The 17,078-nt window shown below is 51.6% G+C and carries 16 protein-coding genes and 2 pseudogenes; 3 read left to right on the top strand and 15 right to left on the bottom strand.

What is annotated here, in order from left to right; translation table 11 throughout:
* Positions 1-631: thiamine pyrophosphate-dependent enzyme (locus CPT76_RS06040; protein ID WP_258168128.1), on the bottom strand; the 631-nt coding region annotated here is incomplete at its 3' end.
* 259 nt (positions 632-890) lie between these two features.
* Here CPT76_RS06040 and CPT76_RS06035 point away from each other — a divergent pair.
* Positions 891-1,621: pseudogene (locus CPT76_RS06035) on the top strand (alpha/beta hydrolase).
* A gap of 196 nt (positions 1,622-1,817) precedes the next feature.
* Here CPT76_RS06035 and CPT76_RS06030 read toward each other — a convergent pair.
* Complete coding sequence (locus CPT76_RS06030; protein ID WP_105442250.1) at positions 1,818-2,282, bottom strand: low molecular weight protein-tyrosine-phosphatase; 465 nt, start codon at positions 2,280-2,282, stop codon at positions 1,818-1,820.
* 21 nt (positions 2,283-2,303) lie between these two features.
* Positions 2,304-2,957: a trimeric intracellular cation channel family protein gene (locus CPT76_RS06025; protein ID WP_105442395.1), complete on the bottom strand. Its 654-nt coding sequence runs from the start codon at positions 2,955-2,957 to the stop codon at positions 2,304-2,306.
* A gap of 178 nt (positions 2,958-3,135) precedes the next feature.
* Between CPT76_RS06025 and CPT76_RS06020 the strand changes: the two genes are divergently transcribed.
* Both CPT76_RS06020 and CPT76_RS06015 read left to right on the top strand, forming a co-directional pair.
* The gene (locus CPT76_RS06020) at positions 3,136-3,498 is read left to right on the top strand and encodes a thiamine diphosphokinase (RefSeq protein WP_483870037.1); all 363 of its coding nucleotides are present in this window, start codon (positions 3,136-3,138) and stop codon (positions 3,496-3,498) included.
* Positions 3,499-3,877: 379 nt separating this feature from the next.
* On the top strand, positions 3,878-4,396 hold the full coding sequence (locus tag CPT76_RS06015; protein WP_105442249.1) for a C40 family peptidase: 519 nt from the start codon (positions 3,878-3,880) through the stop codon (positions 4,394-4,396).
* A gap of 43 nt (positions 4,397-4,439) precedes the next feature.
* Here CPT76_RS06015 and CPT76_RS06010 read toward each other — a convergent pair whose 3' ends face one another.
* From CPT76_RS06010 to CPT76_RS05955, 12 genes and pseudogenes are all read right to left on the bottom strand, one after another.
* Positions 4,440-5,129 (bottom strand): response regulator transcription factor, encoded by a 690-nt coding sequence (locus tag CPT76_RS06010; protein WP_105442248.1) that lies wholly within the window; start codon positions 5,127-5,129, stop codon positions 4,440-4,442.
* A 148-nt stretch (positions 5,130-5,277) separates the two neighbouring features.
* On the bottom strand, positions 5,278-6,309 hold the full coding sequence (locus CPT76_RS06005) for a thiazole biosynthesis adenylyltransferase ThiF (protein WP_105442247.1): 1,032 nt from the start codon (positions 6,307-6,309) through the stop codon (positions 5,278-5,280).
* A gap of 102 nt (positions 6,310-6,411) precedes the next feature.
* Positions 6,412-7,965 (bottom strand): ABC-F family ATP-binding cassette domain-containing protein, encoded by a 1,554-nt coding sequence (locus CPT76_RS06000; protein WP_105442246.1) that lies wholly within the window; start codon positions 7,963-7,965, stop codon positions 6,412-6,414.
* 148 nt (positions 7,966-8,113) lie between these two features.
* A complete protein-coding gene (locus tag CPT76_RS05995) occupies positions 8,114-9,106 on the bottom strand; it encodes a hypothetical protein (RefSeq protein ID WP_105442245.1) in 993 nt (330 codons plus the stop codon).
* Positions 9,093-9,647: a hypothetical protein gene (locus CPT76_RS05990; protein WP_105442244.1), complete on the bottom strand. Its 555-nt coding sequence runs from the start codon at positions 9,645-9,647 to the stop codon at positions 9,093-9,095. Before CPT76_RS05990 ends, CPT76_RS05995 begins: the two co-directional genes overlap by 14 nt.
* Entirely contained in the window at positions 9,640-10,053 is a 414-nt protein-coding gene (locus tag CPT76_RS05985) for a hypothetical protein (protein WP_105442243.1), read from the bottom strand. Before CPT76_RS05985 ends, CPT76_RS05990 begins: the two co-directional genes overlap by 8 nt.
* Before the next feature lie 29 nt (positions 10,054-10,082).
* Complete coding sequence (locus CPT76_RS05980) at positions 10,083-10,565, bottom strand: ABC transporter permease (protein WP_076171305.1); 483 nt, start codon at positions 10,563-10,565, stop codon at positions 10,083-10,085.
* A 14-nt stretch (positions 10,566-10,579) separates the two neighbouring features.
* Positions 10,580-12,655: a hypothetical protein gene (locus CPT76_RS05975; RefSeq protein ID WP_105442242.1), complete on the bottom strand. Its 2,076-nt coding sequence runs from the start codon at positions 12,653-12,655 to the stop codon at positions 10,580-10,582.
* A pseudogene (locus tag CPT76_RS05970) lies at positions 12,645-14,590 on the bottom strand (pilus assembly protein CpaF). The gene CPT76_RS05975 and the pseudogene CPT76_RS05970 overlap by 11 nt, the downstream one beginning before the upstream one ends.
* Positions 14,591-15,436: a P-loop NTPase family protein gene (locus CPT76_RS05965; protein WP_146116155.1), complete on the bottom strand. Its 846-nt coding sequence runs from the start codon at positions 15,434-15,436 to the stop codon at positions 14,591-14,593.
* A gap of 70 nt (positions 15,437-15,506) precedes the next feature.
* A complete protein-coding gene (locus CPT76_RS05960; RefSeq protein WP_105442240.1) occupies positions 15,507-16,145 on the bottom strand; it encodes a hypothetical protein in 639 nt (212 codons plus the stop codon).
* A gap of 82 nt (positions 16,146-16,227) precedes the next feature.
* A partial coding sequence (locus tag CPT76_RS05955; protein ID WP_181152705.1) for an SAF domain-containing protein occupies positions 16,228-17,078 on the bottom strand: 851 nt, incomplete at its 5' end.

Below are 17,078 nucleotides of genomic sequence, written 5' to 3'. Positions count from 1 at the left end.
ACAAGGATGCCGTTTGTTTTGCGAAAGGAGTCGTAATGGCGTAGCCGTTGTTTTGTACGAAGAAAATGACAGGAAGTTTGAAGCGTCCGGCATAGTTCAGGCCTTCGTAGAAGTCGCCCTCGGAAGATCCGCCGTCACCTGTGTACGTAATGACCACTTGCTTCTGCTTCTTCAGCTTGTAGCCCATGGCAATACCCATCGCGTGCAAAATTTGCGCACCGATAATAATTTGTGGCATCAAGACGTTAACGCCCTCAGGAATGCGGCCGCCTTCTTGATGTCCGCGGGAGTACAGGAATGCTTGGTATAGCGGAAGTCCGTGCCATACGATCTGCGGCATGTCGCGGTAGCCCGGGCAGATAAAGTCATCTTTCTCCAGCGCGAATTCACTGCCGACCATCGTCGCTTCCTGACCGGAAACCGGTGCGTAGAAGCCGAGACGGCCCTGACGTCCAAGGTTAACAGCACGGTCATCCCAAGTACGTGTAAATACCATACGGTACATAATTTCTTTTAACTGATCATCAGTAAGTTTAGGCATTTTCGCTTCATTAACAATTTCACCGTCCGGAGAAAGCACGGAAAGCGCTTCGACTTCCTCGGTGTATACTTCATAAGGAACCTTGCTCATTCTCTTCACCTCAACAAAAAAATTTGAATATCAAGTTCCGCTGTTATAGAATTATTATACACCTGTTTTATTCGTTTCGTCAAAGCTATTGCGGATTAAATTTCAAAATATTTGCGCTTTGTATGTATAACAGGCGAATGTATTTTGTATAACAGACAGAGTGCTTTGACTGAAACAGGTACAAAATCGGCAAACATGGGTTATAGTAACTTATTGTTTTCCCGATTGCAAAAATTAACCGCACGAAAGGTGATCATGAATGACGGATTCAAAATACTTGAAACGAACCATTCACAAGGAACAACTGGAGAGCCGCTTTTTAAATGAAAGCCGTAACCTGCGCGTATATCTGCCGCCCGGCTACCACGAGGTCGTCAGCTATCCGGTCGTCTACTGCCAGGATGGCGAGGAATTTTTTAATTCGGCCGGATCGCGACCATCGCCAATCAGCTGATTCTGGACGATCTCGCCGAACCCTTCATCGTCGTAGGCGTCGAGGTCGACACCTCCGTGCGAACCGAAGAATACGCGCCGTTCGGCAGCCGGTTCGAGGCCTACACCCGGTGCTTTGCCGAAGAAATTATTCCCTTCATCGAGCAAAAATATCCCGTGCGGCAAGACCCCGGGCAGCGCGTGCTGGCCGGCGACTCGCTGGGAGGATGCGTTTCGCTCCACCTGGCTATGAACTATCCGGAGATGTTTCACCGGATTATCAGCTTGTCCGGCGCTTACTATACGGACACCCAGGAAATCGTAGCCGAAAACGATGACTTGTCCTGGCTCGATGTCTACATGATCGTCGGCCTGCAGGAAACCCATTTTGAGAGCGACCTTGGGGTCTACAACTTCGTCGAGATTAACCGAAGCATGAAAGAACTGCTGTTGGACCGCGGTGCAACCGTTCGGTATACCGAGAAAGACGGCAAGCATATTTGGGGCTTCTGGCAAAAAGAACTGCCGGATGCACTGCTCTATTTTCTTCGCGCCTGACCCATTACCCTCTATTGAACAGCACAAAGGTGAACATGTTCCGGTATGAATGCTAATGCAGCAGCCACAGCTCAGCCGACGTTCACCTTTTTTTATCCCCGCAAGTGGTTACGCTTTCAATTCCAGCCTGAAAAAACGGCAGTGCGCCTGCCGCTTTCCTTTTTGATCATTGCCTCGTTCGGGCGTGTCTTTTCTATTATAGCTTTTGTTGGCATATTTTGTCCAAAAGTACCTGGCAGCCCGCGTCCATCAATTCGTAAACCTGCTCGAAATTCCCCGTATAATAAGGGTCCGGCACTTCGCGAAGCTCATGATCCGGCAGCAGGTCCATGAACTTCAGGACGGTCGCCTGTTCTCCCCCCGGAAGCTTGCGCAGGTTCGCCGCGTTGCTGTCATCCATGCAGACGATATAGTCGAAGGTTTCGAAATCGCTGCTCGCGACCTGCCTCGCCTTCATTCCCGCATAACTGATCTTGTACTGATCCAGCATCCGCCGGGTTCCTTCATGCGGAATCTTGCCGAGGTGCCAGTCTCCCGTGCCTGCGGAATCCACGCTGATCTTTCCTTCCAGCCCTGCCTCGCCCACTTTATGTCTCAAGATCGCCTCAGCCATCGGTGAGCGGCAAATGTTGCCCAAACAAACAAATAAAACGGAAATCATGTAAGTCTCGTCCTCCTAGCTTTATGCTGATTCCTTGTGCCGTTCGTCTCGGATGACGGGCTGTAGGGCAGATGGCTGCAGCGAACGCCGCGGGAGCTTCCATTTATAAAAAACAGACAGCATCCGGAACACCACCACCGCCGCAAACAAAACGATCACTTCCAGTGTAGTCTGGATCCAATGCAGTCCGATGGCTACCCCGGCCAGCATCGCCCACACGGCATATATTTCATCTCGAAGCACAAGCGGCTTCCTTCCGGCGAGCAGGTCCCGGATAATTCCTCCCCCAATGCCCGTCAACACGGCGGCAACAACAACCGCGCTGAGCGGATGATGCATGTTGGCTGCATACAATGCGCCTTGAATCGCGAAGGCTGACAATCCCACCGCATCCAGCAGCGCCTCCGCCCTCTTCCAATGCCTGATCCAGTTTACAGGCAGCAGGAAAGCGACGATCACCGCCACGACCGCCAATTTGATCAGCAGTCCCTGGCTCCAAAGCGTCGTCACCGGCACACCGATCAGTACATTGCGGATGACCCCGCCGCCGAAAGCAGTCACCAGGCCGAGAACCAAGATTCCCAAAATGTCGTACTCTTCCTCCATGGCTACGAGCGCACCGGACATGGCGAAAGCGATGGTTCCGATCATGCTGAATAGTTCAAAAACGTGCATGTCCACTTTCTTTCTGACCTCTCCCTAACATATGCTGTCATCCATTGTAGCCGCTGTCGGCCGAATTGTGCAACCATCTATTCTGATTTATACTAGAATAACTTCCAAGCCCTTTCGATAAACAGCGAATTAAAGGGCTTGCCAAGAGCCGTCAATGCGACAATCGGAGGTAAACAGGATGGAACAGAAACGGGTATTGATCTTTTCCGGAGGCGATCTGCACAAGCAGTACTTGAAGGAAATCAGGCCTTCCGACTTTTTGATCGGTGCCGACCGGGGAGCGTTATTTTTAATAGAAAACAATTATAAGCCTGATCTGGCTGTAGGCGATTTTGACTCCATATCTCCGGCCGATTTGCAAAAGGTTAGAAGCGGCAGCAAGCAGCTCATTGATTGCGATCCCATCGACAAGGATTTGACCGATACGGAGCTTGCGCTGGACCTTGCCATCAAAGAACAGCCGGATATCATTCTGCTGATGGGGGTAACAGGATCGAGGCTCGACCACACGTTAGCCAATATCCGACAACGCCACGCTTAAAATGGGAGAATCCCTCGGCATCAGCAATCAATTAACCGATTCCCAAGGCACAATCGACCGTGGAAGGCGGACTCCTGCTGGTCATCCAAAGCAATGATTAAAATAGCAGCAGCTTTTGTTTGACAACAATTTTGTAACCGAAATGAAATGTTGCAAAAAACGATGAAAACCCTTGATTTATCAAGGGTTTTTTTATTTGCTTCAAGGATGGGTAGATGTATTTCTTAATTTTTTGTAACTTTTAATCGTTTTTTAATAAAAGCCCATTTCTCTTACAGCCACAACGTTTTGTTACACATCATCCAGAATTTAGGTTGTTTCAAAGCTGTTATACTCGGAGACGAGCTTGAGAGAAAACGAAATTTGGAGGTAATACAACATGAACAAACAACTGATCCAAAAAGTAGTAACCGTAGGGTTATGTGCATCTATAGGTTTTGGTGGAATGATCGCAACGAGCGCACAGGTAACGGAAGCCTCTGCAGCTAATACTCAAGTTGCAACGACATCGACAACGACTGGACAAAAAGTCGTAAATTACGGAAAACAATATATGGGTACTCCATACAAGTTCGGCGCTTCGACCAGCACAACAAGAAATTTTGACTGCTCTTCTTTTATGAAGCATATCTTTAAAAAGTACGGTGTAAACTTGCCGCGTACTTCTGTGGCGCAATCCAAAGTCGGAAAAGCCGTATCGAAAGCAAACCTGAAGCCCGGAGATCTTGTGTTCTTCTCCAGCGGCAGCAGAGCCAACGGACATAACGTAACTCACGTGGCGGTGTATGCCGGCAACGGTAAAATTCTGCACACGTACGGTTCTCCCGGCGTAACGATCTCCGATCTGAACTCCGGCAACTGGAAGAGAACTTATCTGAAAGCACGCCGCGTACTGTAGGTTATAATAGACATCAACGTGGAAGGCTGGTAGTCCTGTAGGACTATTGGCCTTCTTTTATTATATAACCCACTCCGCGCACGGTGTGAATCAGTTTTTGCTTAAATCCGCGGTCAACCTTTTTCCTCAAATGCCGGATATATACATCCACGACATTGGTCACCATATGAAATTCGAATTCCCATACATACTTCAAGATGTCTTCACGGCTGCACACTTGGTTCACGTGCCTGGCCAGGTACAGCAGCAGGTCATATTCTTTTGCGGTCAGTTCAATAGGGATTCCACCGCGCGTTACCGTCCGGCTCTTGGGTTCTATATCCAGGTCGGCAATCGTGACCGTCTGTCCGTACTGCTCTTCGATCAGCCCGAACAACGACAGCAAATTGCGGATCCGGGCCAGAAGTTCGTCGGTGTCGGCAGGCTTTTTCAGCACGTCGTTGGCGCCTGCACGGAAAAGCCTGGACACAGGAAGGTCCATATCGGACGGCGTCAAAACGACGACAGGGAACCGCCGGCCCTTCTGCTCACGCTGGACGGTGCGAATGAGCCGGGTTAAAGGCACAGCGGAACCGGTCAAATCCATGAGCAGCAGGTCGACCGGATGGCTGCGCGCGTATTGAGCAGCTTCTTCTTCGTCCCCGGCAATATATATTTCGAACCGCTCTTCCAGAAGAGCATCAACGACCTCACTGTCCCTCGCCAGTCCCATAGCCAGGATGCTTTCGTGCATGTCAGCCCACCGACTTTTTTAGTATTGATGAACGTGCGGTCAGTACCGCTTGCTCCGGCGAGCACGCCGATTGTTTCCTTTTAGGGTGGCCACAAAATAAAAAACCATTCCGGAATACGGAATGGTCTGAATTTGAAAATGATGCCTTTTACCCAAAATACCGATGATACAGCGACCTGGCCTCGGGAATATCCTTGGTGCCGTGCACCAGCACCCTCCCGTCGGCAAAGATGACCATCCGCTTCGATTCCAATTGAAATGATACCAGAAAAGGGTTGGCGTCGACGATACCCTCTCCAAGCTTGGCCAGCCTGTCGGCTGTTTCCGCCAAATCAAGGGACCGCTTGCTTCCTGGACGGATCTGAACGGTGTCGCGCCCGCAGAGCACGTCGGTTTTCTCCAGATTTGAGGCTGACAGGTAGGGGTACGTCCGCTGATGTCCACAGGTCGGGCAATCCTCCATTTTCGCATGGTCTACGCCGATCGTGATCCACTCGTTGCGCCAAAGGTCAAAGGACACCAGTTTGTTCGATAGCGCCTCGGGATGCCCGCTTAATAGCTTCATAGCCTCCGTAGTCTGGTGGGCCGTCACCATCTGTACAGCCTGTGGAATGATGCCCGCTGTGTCGCAGGTGTCTCCACCGAGCGGGACAGTGCCCAGCAAGCAGTTCAGACAGGGCGTCTTGCCGGGGAGAATGGTGTAGGTGATGCCATAGCTGCCGACACAGCCCCCATATATCCAGGGAAGGTCATGCTTGTGGGCGAGATCGTTGATCAGTAGACGGGTATCGAAATTATCGGTACCGTCCATGATCAGATCCACTCCGCGGACCAGCTCCTCCAGTTCATCGACGCGTACGTCCATAATATGGCTGTCGATGACAATCTCCGAATTGATCGCCTCCAGGCGCTGCTTGGCCGCTACCGCCTTCGGCAGCCGCCGCTGGGCGTCTTCCTCGGAAAACAGCTGCTGCCGCTGAAGATTGCTCCATTCCACGTAATCCCTGTCGGCGATCGTGAGATGGCCCACCCCGGAACGGGCCAGCGTCTCGGCGATCGAAGTGCCGAGCGCCCCCGCGCCAATAATGAGAACGTGGCTGCCCGCCAGCCTCTGCTGGCCTTCCCTGCCCAAAGGGGCAAACCGCTCCTGCCGGGAGTAACGGTTTCCTGTATGTTGCATCGCTCATCATTCCTTTCATAAAAAGCCGCAATCCCGAAGGAAAGCGGCTATGATATGCTTTTGGTTATTGTTTGCTGCGAGTGCTCGATATTTACAAGGCAGTTAAGCCCGCTGTGCGGACCACTCTTCTACGTTCCAAATTTTGGTGACCCAATCCTCATAAAAATCCGGTTCGTGGGAAACGAGCAGCACCGTCCCCTTAAATTCCTGAAGGGCGCGCTTCAGCTCGGCTTTGGCTACGACGTCAAGATGGTTTGTCGGCTCGTCAAAAAGGATCCAGTTCGCTTCACGCATCATCAGCTTGCACAATCGGACCTTTGCCTGCTCGCCGCCGCTGAGCATATTGAGCGGACGCGTAATGTGCTCGTTCTTCAGGCCGCAGCGGGCCAAGTGAGCACGGACTTCGTGCTGGTTCAAAGACGAGAACTCATTCCATACGTCGTCAATCGGCGTGATGTTGCCGGGGCGGACCTCCTGCTCAAAGTAGGCCGGATACAGAAAATCGCCAAGGTACGTTTTGCCGCTGATCGGCGGGATTTTACCCATGATCGTCTTCAGGAGCGTCGATTTGCCGACGCCGTTGCAGCCGACGATAGCGATTTTTTCTCCGCGCTCAATCGTCATGCTCATTTTGGGAAGCAGGGCGTGGGTATAACCGATCTCGAAATCGATCCCTTCAAACACCGTCTTGCCGCTGGCCCGTGCCTCTTTAAAGTTAAACACCGGCTTGGCCGCTTCTTCCGGACGATCGATCCGCTCGATGCGCTCCAGCTGCTTCTCCCGGCTCTTCGCCCGGCCGGAGGTCGAATAACGCGCCTTATTCCGCTGGATAAAGTCTTCCTGCTTCTTGATAAATTCCTGCTGCTTCTCATAGGCGTCGATGTGCTGATTCTTTGAAATATCCGCCATCTCCAGAAACTTCTCGTAATTGGCCGAATACCGGGTCAGTTTAGCGAATTCCAGATGGTAAATCACATCGACGACCTGGTTCATGAACTCCGTATCGTGGGAGATCAAGATAAAGGCATGCGGATAATCTTTCAGATACTGGGTCAGCCACTCGATATGCTCCACGTCCAAATAGTTGGTTGGCTCGTCGAGAAGAAGAACGGTCGGTTTCTCGAGCAGCAGCTTGGCCAGCAGCACCTTGGTGCGCTGACCACCGCTGAGGGCGGCCACGTCCCGGTCCAGCCCAATCGCATTAAGGCCAAGACCGTTTGCCATCTCTTCCACTTTGACGTCGAGCATGTAGAAATCGCCGATATCCAGCTGTTCCTGAATATCGCCCATCTGCTCAAGCAGCAGCTCCAGCTCTTCGGGAGACGCATCGGCCATTTTCTCGGTGATCTCCATCATCTCTTTTTCCAGCTCCAGCAGCGGCAGGAAGGCATCCTTAAGCACATCACGGATCGTCTTGCCCGGCGTCAGCTTCGTATGCTGGTCCAGATAGCCGTAGCGGACCTTCGGCGTCCATTCCACCTTGCCGTTGTCCTTCAGCAGCTGTCCCGTCAAAATATTCATCAAGGTTGACTTTCCGACACCGTTGGCACCGACGAGTCCTACATGTTCGCCGGCCAGGAGACGGAAGGATACGTTTTTAAACAACGTGCGATCCCCGAAATTGTGGGAGACGTTTTCGACTGTCAATAAGCTCATAGCTGCTTTTTGCGCTCCTATCTATGATAAAAATTCAATTTTAGCATCAAGTCATTGAAATGACATTCAAGACATCATTTTATCATAAGAAGGAGCCAGCCGTAAAACAGAAATCCACGAAATCATTGTTTCTTAATTGAAGAAACCATTACGGATCGAAAGCCCGTGTGCACGGTTTCTCAAAATAGCCGTTTGCAGCCGCTTCTTTGGCGCTCGTAAAGGTCTCCGCAGCGTCCAAATCATCGGCACAATCACCTCTGGAATAATAACGGATACCTGTTCGGTGATCCACCCCCGCCTTGATAACGGTCGACTTGACCAATCTCCCGCTGCCCAACGCGAAATTGTTCAATGCTTGCTCGCCGATAGGGATGCCTTGGATAAACGCCAAGATGCCGATATCGTCAATCGAGTTATTCCACTCCTCCTGTGAAATGAGCGGAAGCGTAAACACGTAGGATGCGCCGTTTCGGACTGCCTTTTCATTATGCCTGTTAATGACATTGGCCAGGTCGTCCTCGATCGCCTGAACGATGGTCGTTCTTCTTACCTGCTCATACCGGACCCTATCTTGCAGCAAAGGAATGGACGAAGTCGGTCCGAGCTCCCTTTGAAGTCCCCTGATCCAAGTGCCCGAGCCGGCTTGATAAGCTTCTACGACATTATCGAGCGTAAAATGGACCATATTGCCTGCCCGGTCGCTGTAACTATACGGCTTTTTCGGAAGCCATAGATGCTTGGCATATGCCATGCCGTCAGCTCCCTTATATTCCTCCTCCGCGTACACCCAGTATCCGTCGTAATCGATCACAACTACGGCCGGAATGTAACGGTCCAGCACCTGCTGGGCAGCCGCGTCTTCTTCGATCCCCAAATTGGCATACAGTGTATAGTAAAACGTATCAAGGGCCAGCTCCTTATCCGCTTTAAAAAATTTCGCCGAGCCGTAGCCTGACTCAAACTCCTGCCGCTCATTGACGTTCAGCATGCTCCCCGCGTCCTGAACGGCTGTTCTCAAGGCTGTAACGTACTTCAGCTCGGTAAAACGAACATTCCGCTGATCCTGAACATGGTAACCCACGATCAAAAAGACCGGAAAGAATATGACGATGGATACGAGGCAAAAATCAGTAATCTTCATTAAGTACCATGCCTCCATACGGAAAAGCGATCACTGCGGCCTCACCGGTCAATGCCCCTGTAACGAAATCGAACATCACCGTTCCCGCCGTCCGGTTCACATTTTTGACCGTAACTTTAAAAAAGTCTCCGGCCGTGAGCTTGTAGACTCTCGATTCATCGTCTTTGGGAACCGTAGTGTCGGGAAACATATGATCCATAATGTCAGAGGTATAATATCCGTCATAAACGGTGCTGAACTTGTTTTGAAACGTACCCGGGTTAGCCGCGTCAGTATATTCCGGTTGATATTTCTTGTGAAGATGCTCCATCTGCACGTCGAACTCGTTGCCCGTCGCCTGAATTTCTTCCAGAAATTGCTTATACATCACCGGACTGATATAGCCCTTGTTCCTTACGGCATCCACGAACTGCGTCACTGCATTATAGACGACGATGCGGTTCAGGTCGTCCTGCCGCTGCGAAGCTTCCGCTGCCGGATAAATATACATGACGACCACGGCCAGCAGCACCGCCGCAAACTTCGAGATGGCGTTACTCATGGCTGGTCTTCTCCCTATTCTCCGACTTCGCAAAATGGATGCCGGTCAGGACGCCGGAGCCGTCCCACTCATAAGCAACGGAGTACAGCGCGCCGGTCTCGATCATTGAGAAATCAAACCCATCCCCCCATGGACCTCCGGGAACATTTGCACCGTCTACCGAAATCCGGACACCCGGATCGTTAAGCCCCATCATACTGAACACAACTTGAGAACCGCTTACCCAATCCTCATGCGATGCTTCCAATACGGGCTGTACGCTTCTCAACTGTCCCTGAGCGGCGCGCCCTGCCCCGTTCACGGCACGGTTCAGTTCTCCGGTTAAACCTAGAGCGAAGATGCAGGCGCTGATAAACAAAATGAAGGCTATACTGACGGAAATCATGCTTTCTGCATGCTGATTCATAACCTAAGCCACTCCTTCACCTTCCCTGCCTACTGCTCAAATATAAGTCCCCGTACCACATTGGAGCTGTCCTTCACGATGCTTGCCTTAAACTTTCCGCTTGGATTGACATACTCATTGCTGGACTCGTTGGCGGTTTCCGTCAAGTTTCCTACACGCTGCCCTGTATTGATCACCGAACCATAATTGTCGCTCGCAATATCGGCGCTGATGTTGAGCTGATTGCCGTACCACTGACCCTGCCTGTTTTTGCCCGTCTTCACCAAAATGCCGAATTGGTCCTTATCCTTGAACTTTCGCAGTGCATTCGTCACCTGGGAACCGCTGATGCTTGTTCCGTCGTAAACCGTAAACGAAGCCTGAGACAGCTCGGTCTGGATGTCCGAGAAATTGTTTTGCGCGGTTTTTGTAGCTTCCTGCGCCGATATAAACAGAATGACGACAATCGTAATGAGCGCGATCGTCAGAAAAATGCCTGCGGCTACTTTTAATGCACTGGACGCGTTGTTCATAGGTTTACATCTCCTTATATTTTTTGAATTTGCTCGTAGTAGATGTTCATCTGCATAAAGCTCATCGCAATCAGCGGGATGACCAAATAGATGAAAATCAAGGAGTACATGGGTGCAAAGCCGATCAGCCTGCCAAGACCCGCTTTTGTATCAATGATCCGCTCATAATCCTGTTTTCGCTGCTCAAAATAAAAGGACATCTCGCCTTCCAAATCGTCGAAAGCCTGGCTGATCGGTATTTTCTCTACGGAAAGGAGCAGCTTGTCCACGATTCTTTGAAACTCGGTGAACCGCACCTCCTCCTTCAATTGCTGGAGAGCCATTTCCCCTCCGTGGTCATAATGGATGAGACACTTCTGAATCGGAATTTTGAATATGACGGCAAAACGGTCCATCCACTCCAAAATTTCCTCCACCGAAATCCGGTCCATCTCCCTCAGCATCGAAATGACGGTCTGGTACTGGTAGACTTCATGTCGCATGTCCATATAGCGGAGCTTTCTCTGGAACAGAAGCAGCCAGAAAGGCCATTCGTATCCAAGCATGCCGGCGAAGAGGCACAACACAAGCTCCCACCATTTAAAATACTCGTTGTGATAAGCCTGAAGCTTGCCGAGGATCCGGTTAGCCGAGTCTACAAGCTCGTCTTTGCCGAGACCTTTGCTTTCAGCCTGCTGCAGCTGTTCGGCAATCTCCGCATAGGTAGCTTCCGGCGACATGTTCACCCTTCTCATGACCTCTAGGTCCTGGCTGCTGAGACGCTTGCCTTCCTCTTGCTGGGTGATGGTCGTCTGCCCGAAGAAGCTGTCCTGAACCACCGGATCGTACATAATGTGATGCCTGGACATCTGATGAAGATACAATGTCATCGTCAGCGTAACCGCAAACACGATGAGGCTGTAGACGACCCGCCGGATGTAAAACCATTCATAGGTCAGCTCGGTTCCGGTTTCCTTCATCAAGCGGACCACTTTGGAATAATCAGCGCTTCCCGGATGGGGGGCGGCCCATGCGGCCATTACCCGGAATAACGGAACACGCGATATTGCTTTCTCCCATGGGCGGCTGTTTCTTCCAGCCCGGTATGTAGTTTCATCATTCTGCTGAAGCTTTTGCAGCAAAACAAACGACAGGATAATCACGATATAAATGAGAATTTTGGCCGCATACCCAAGCTTGCTCATATAAAACTCATCCATCGCCGGAAAGCTGCTTCTGGCCCATCGCTCGATCGGTTTGGTAAAAAACAGGGGAACTAACGCGATCACATTGAGGCCTTTTAACAGATAATCGAGCTTGCTTCGCCGCAAAATTTCCAGATGGATTTCCTTCGTCAGCCCGCTAAGTCCCTGCAAATAGATGGAGCCCTGCTCCTTCACCTTGTCTCCAAATTCCATGATCATGTAGGAAATACCGGCAAATGCTTTTAAAAAGCGGTTGGGTGCAGCTTCATAGTACTTCTCCAATTCTTCAGAAGGGTTGTTGCTGATCAGCGCCTCGGCAATTTTTCGGGTATGAAGGCCTGCCTCGTCCTCTGCCGATTCAGCCGCCTCCTGCAGCGCTTCATCCACCATCCCATGCTGATGATACCGGTGGCGGATGTCCGAGAACAGATCGAGCATTTGGACGAGCAGCCGCCGCTCCAGCCGGTTAACCACCATGTCGATCAACAGGCTGTTGATCACCACCGCAGTAAGCAGAACCAGCAGAAGGAAACTTAAGCTGGGGTTCAGCAGAAACAGCACCGCAACTGAAATGCCCAGTGTCCCCAGTATGGAAAGCGTAACCTTCATGACCTCATGGCGGAGATAAACTTCCTCATACGCATGAACGCCGCTTACCCGTTTCCTTACTTTTCGGATATAGGCTGAAAGAAGCGGTACAGAACAACCTACGATATAAGCGGTTTGAAGAAATTGCTGCCATCGTTTGCGCAGCATCAATTCATCCTTCGGACGCGCAGGATCGCTCAGCAGCTCCAGCCGGTTCCGCCGCGACCTGTTATTCAGCCACATCATGACGGCATAGACTACCGCAAACAACGCCAGAGAAATGATCAGGACCAGGAACAGCAGACGCCTAACTCCCATATCCATTCCCCCAGTTCGTCTGAGCAAAATCCTTGAACATGACCGCATCTTCCACGCTCATCTGCTCGGCCATTTCCCTGAAGTTCCTCTCGGAAATGGGTTCTGCGGCCACATATCCTCCGTCGCGAAACTCGATGATGTTCCGGGAGGAAAAGGTGCTCTGGTCATGAACGCGGCGATAATATTCCGCCTGCATTTCCATGAAGTGGCCTAGCATCTTCCTGATGCTCCCGTGGGTGCCCCCTTCAATCATGCTCAGCGGCTCCTTCTCCTTGGGGATGCATTCGGTAATCCGTTCGATGTACCGTTTGCCGGCAGCATCCCGTTTCAAATGAATGTCAAAGTTGATGACTTGAACCACCTGCTGTTCAGCAACGGCCTCATGGTGAAACACGCCGCTCTTCAGCAGGGAATTCCGCAGGGAGAAGATCAAATCGCGAAACGTCTTGGCGTGATGCGTAAATACGGTAAACAAGCTGGCGACCTGGGACATTTGGATCATCCAGGAGGAAACCCCGTCGCTGGCCACCTCGCCCAATATATTGACCGTGCCGTCCGTCTTTTTCTGAAGGTCCAATCCTTCCTGACCGGTAATGCGATCTGTCTCCCGGAACGATAAAATGTTCCTGCGGCTGTAGATCTTCCGGAGGTGGAGCTCGAACGCCATTTCCTGCACCCGGAGTGTATAGGTCGGGTAGATATGCTCGATCATCGCCATCAGCAGCGTCGTTTTACCCGAGCCCTGGGCCCCCGTGATGGCCGTAATTCGGCTCCCTTTCATGAGATAGCGCAGCATTTGGATCGGAAGCTGGGCGTTGTCCCCGGTGACCAGCTGCTCCAGCGTCGCGCTACGGATGTCAAACTTACGGACGAAAAAAGCCCATGACTCCGAAAACGGCGGCCTAACCACCACGACGCGCGACCCGTCCTTCATTTCGTTTACTTTGTAGCCGTTTGCTTCCGAGAGCTGGCCGGGGTGATTGTATTTATAAATGTTCTGGCAGACACGCTTCAGCTCAAGCTCTGTCCCGAAGGACAGACAGGCCATATGAATCGTTTTGCCCCTGTAAAATATCCACACACTTTCGGTCATTCTGGCTTTACGTTCCGGCTGAACCGAAGCTTGCAGCATACGCAGCGGGTCCAGTCCATAGGAGGCGGCGAATGACTCATCAGCCAAAATACCGCTCACACCGCCGCTGACGCCGTCAATCCGCTGATCCCGGAGCTCATCGATGACCGAAAACCCTTTAAACTGCTGGTAAATACGCTGAACGACAATCTCCAGCTTTTACGCTGGTAAATACGCTGAACGACAATCTCCAGCTTCTCCGAAAACGTTAGACTTCGGGATTCATTGGCATACATTTGTTCCACATCGCTGGCGGTTACAGCATAAACTGGCTCATCGCCATAACCAGGAAGCACGCGCAGTTCGGCTAGACCGTGCAATTCGAGCATCATCGACAGCGCGTCCTGGCCATACTGCAGTTTGTATAAATAAAAGATGATTTCGAATTGATCCTGTACGTTCAAAAGCCTCGGATCCGCAAACGGAATCGCCTGGTCTATGTTGCCCTCCGTCACGCCATAACTTTTGACCAGCAAATCGGCCATAAACTGCTTCACGTATTGCTTTTCATGAACATCTCCGGAAATGCAGTTCTTAAGCGCTTTGCGCAGCTCACTGCGCTGATTCAGCCTGCGTTTGTATTCTTCTTCATGCAGTCCCAGGTCGGTTAGTTGACTGTGGGTCAGCTCATGAAGGGTCNGTTTGACGAAGGATGTCATCGCTTCGATCGTAAATTCAACGCCGGTTGTTCCGGCTACAGGGGGCCGTTTGCGCAGATCAAGCCATCTCAAGTAAATGAAAAGAGCTGCAAATAATAGAATGATTGCCATAAACAAAATGTTGAACAGCGATCCGGAAAACATTCAAGCTCCCCTTCCCACCATCTTCAAAGCGGGTATTTCAAGCATATTCATCAGGTCTTTTGCCAGCTGCCTTATGCTGCCGTAGAAGTGTGCCGATGGATGCCGATCGTTTAGATTGCGGCTGCGCTGCATATAGTTCATGACACCATGCATGTTCCACGCATCCATGAAATCCGTATTGTAAGGAACACCATGAAGAATGCCCTTATACCCGAACCTGCGTTTAATGTTGTGAAGCGTGCAGTGGGATTCTTTGTCGTAGCGCCCAAGGACAAGGATAACCGGCTTATCCTTTAACTGGTCGGGATAGTGTCTCCCGCTGAAAAAGTGTTCCAATCCCTCAACACTCTGCGTCAGGCTGACGACGATCAAATCCGCCTGCTCTAGCATCGCCCCGTCCCCCGGATCCCCGGCTGCCCCCATCCCGGACCCGGCATCCAGCAGCACCAGATCATAACATTGGTTGGCGATCGTTACGATGGACTGCACCGATTGCGCGCGATAACCCGGCAGAGTTCCTCCCCGACGGTCATTTCCCTGGACAAAGTCGAGACGCTCAGGCAGCACAGGGATCGTGTAATCCCGGAAATTGTCCCTGAATAAACGCCGGTTAACCGCAAGCCTTTCCAGCGCGTCCATACCGTGATCGTGAAACGACACGAGGGAATGGTCGAGCACCAGCCTGCTGCTTCGGAACGCCCCTTCCACACGTTCCCCCGCCGTACCACCGTGACCGAGAAGGATGCGCAGGCGATATTCCAAACCGAGGCAAGCCGCAGCCGCTGCTGCGTGCGCCGAACTTCCGCTTCCTCCCTCTAACGGGCTCCAAAATGCTACTGTACTCATACTTTGCTCCTTTCTGCGCTCCGTAAGGCGCGATGGATTGTTTTCGGTTCCATATCTGTCAGAAGTCTCATCAGCAGGCATAGATTTTTTTTAATATTCGGCTTAGGCGTCTGATCCGTACCTTCCGGGTATGATCGTTCTGCAGCTTCAAGGAATAATCCGTCTCGACCCACGGGATGACGACAGATGCTTCCTTCCATAGCACAGGGAGGCTGCCGAAATATCCTTCCGCGTACCCTTCGTCAAAAAAATCATCCACTGCCCGGACGTACACTTTATAGAACTCCTGCTGCGTACTGCCGAGATGCCCGTGCAACAGGTCTTCCAACCAATCCCTTCCCTGCTCCAGCGTCCAAATCTCATAATCGCTGACCCATACCAACGCAGCGGCGCTTTCCCAGGAATCACGGGGACAAAATTCCGCCTGCTCCATATCAAACACAACCACGTCGTATTGCTCTATCGATGTCCCGACTAAGGCTAGATGTTCCCTCAGTTCGGATTCATCCGCAAAACCCGAAGCGACATCAAAGCCGGAAAATTCCGTTACAGACAGCGGTTTGTCCAGCTGTCCGATATACAGCGGATATTTGTGCTTCTCGGTCGCATCCACCAGCAATACCTTTTTCCCTGCCGCACGAAGCAGCATGCACACATAGAGCAGAAGCTCGCTCTTGTCACAAATTCCGGCAAAGATCCACGTCTTCACCTCATCACCCCTGGCCAGTCAATTTTTTCAAAAGTTCAGGCATCGTGTTGCTTTGCTTACATACAGCTCCGGCTGCTCTTAACTATGGTTGGTCCGTTGAACTCCCACCCTCTTTCACTGCCTGTTCCAGCAGCTTGTTCTGCTGCGGTTGGTCCAACGTAAACGAGTCCTCTGACTCCCCGGCAGGGGTTGAACCGTCCGCCTGGAACGAGCTTTGCGTGCTAGTGGAAGATCCTGAAGCCTGACCATACCCTGAAGAATATTCCGACGCCGAAAACGAGCCGTTCCCTGGAGATTGTGCATCCGCGCGGGCAAGCTCGCTCTCCAGCGCTGTGCGCACGGCCTCAGCCAGCGTCTGCTCCGCTTTGTTTACGATGTTAGGGTCGCTCGCAATCAGTTTCATCACGGCTTTATTTACCGGATAGGTCGGGACCGCCCTGTTCTGCATTTCCGGTTCAACGTAAGTGAGCGCATATAATGCGGCATCATGCAAATAGGCATCCACCATGGCGCTCGACAAAGACAAAATCTCCTGCTCGTTCATCTTGATCCACATCGTTGGCGAAGCAAGCTTATCTATCTTTTTCTTGGACAGCACGATGTAGTCCTGACCGGAAGGAAACTGGATCCGTACGTCGACGGAATCCCCTTGCCTCAGGTTGGAGGGCAGTGAGACCGCCTTCATCTCCCGGTTTCTTAAATCCGGCGCTGTCGGCTGGCCATCATACAGCATCGCTTCGGTTAGCGGCGTACCTTTGCCCAGCTCGATCTTGGCAGTCCTTCCCGCAGCTCCGTCCTTGTCCGTGACCAGGTTGCCAGGGGCAGCCTCTAGCGGAAGCTTGATCTGAATCAGATCGCCCTGCTTGATCGTCTCTCCGGGAGCAACATCGCGGGAGATGGTCCACCCGGATGCCATCGACTTCTGCGACTGGA

Source organism: Paenibacillus sp. AR247, assembly GCF_002968895.1.
Lineage (GTDB): Bacteria > Bacillota > Bacilli > Paenibacillales > Paenibacillaceae > Paenibacillus_AQ > Paenibacillus_AQ favisporus.
The sequence above is the reverse complement of the archived record's forward strand: the minus strand, read 5'-3'. Positions and strand labels throughout refer to the sequence as shown.

Coding starts and splice junctions, on each gene's coding strand:
- CPT76_RS06010 (WP_105442248.1), bottom strand. CDS start 5,129: ATGCACGAAAGCATCCTGGCTATGGGACTGGCGAGGGACAGTGAGGTC.
- CPT76_RS06030 (WP_105442250.1), bottom strand. CDS start 2,282: ATGATTTCCGTTTTATTTGTTTGTTTGGGCAACATTTGCCGCTCACCG.
- CPT76_RS05990 (WP_105442244.1), bottom strand. CDS start 9,647: ATGAGTAACGCCATCTCGAAGTTTGCGGCGGTGCTGCTGGCCGTGGTC.
- CPT76_RS05980 (WP_076171305.1), bottom strand. CDS start 10,565: ATGAACAACGCGTCCAGTGCATTAAAAGTAGCCGCAGGCATTTTTCTG.
- CPT76_RS05985 (WP_105442243.1), bottom strand. CDS start 10,053: ATGAATCAGCATGCAGAAAGCATGATTTCCGTCAGTATAGCCTTCATT.
- CPT76_RS05995 (WP_105442245.1), bottom strand. CDS start 9,106: ATGAAGATTACTGATTTTTGCCTCGTATCCATCGTCATATTCTTTCCG.
- CPT76_RS06025 (WP_105442395.1), bottom strand. CDS start 2,957: ATGCACGTTTTTGAACTATTCAGCATGATCGGAACCATCGCTTTCGCC.
- CPT76_RS06020 (WP_483870037.1), top strand. CDS start 3,136: ATGGAACAGAAACGGGTATTGATCTTTTCCGGAGGCGATCTGCACAAG.
- CPT76_RS05975 (WP_105442242.1), bottom strand. CDS start 12,655: ATGGGAGTTAGGCGTCTGCTGTTCCTGGTCCTGATCATTTCTCTGGCG.
- CPT76_RS06000 (WP_105442246.1), bottom strand. CDS start 7,965: ATGAGCTTATTGACAGTCGAAAACGTCTCCCACAATTTCGGGGATCGC.
- CPT76_RS05965 (WP_146116155.1), bottom strand. CDS start 15,436: ATGAGTACAGTAGCATTTTGGAGCCCGTTAGAGGGAGGAAGCGGAAGT.
- CPT76_RS06005 (WP_105442247.1), bottom strand. CDS start 6,309: ATGCAACATACAGGAAACCGTTACTCCCGGCAGGAGCGGTTTGCCCCT.
- CPT76_RS06015 (WP_105442249.1), top strand. CDS start 3,878: ATGAACAAACAACTGATCCAAAAAGTAGTAACCGTAGGGTTATGTGCA.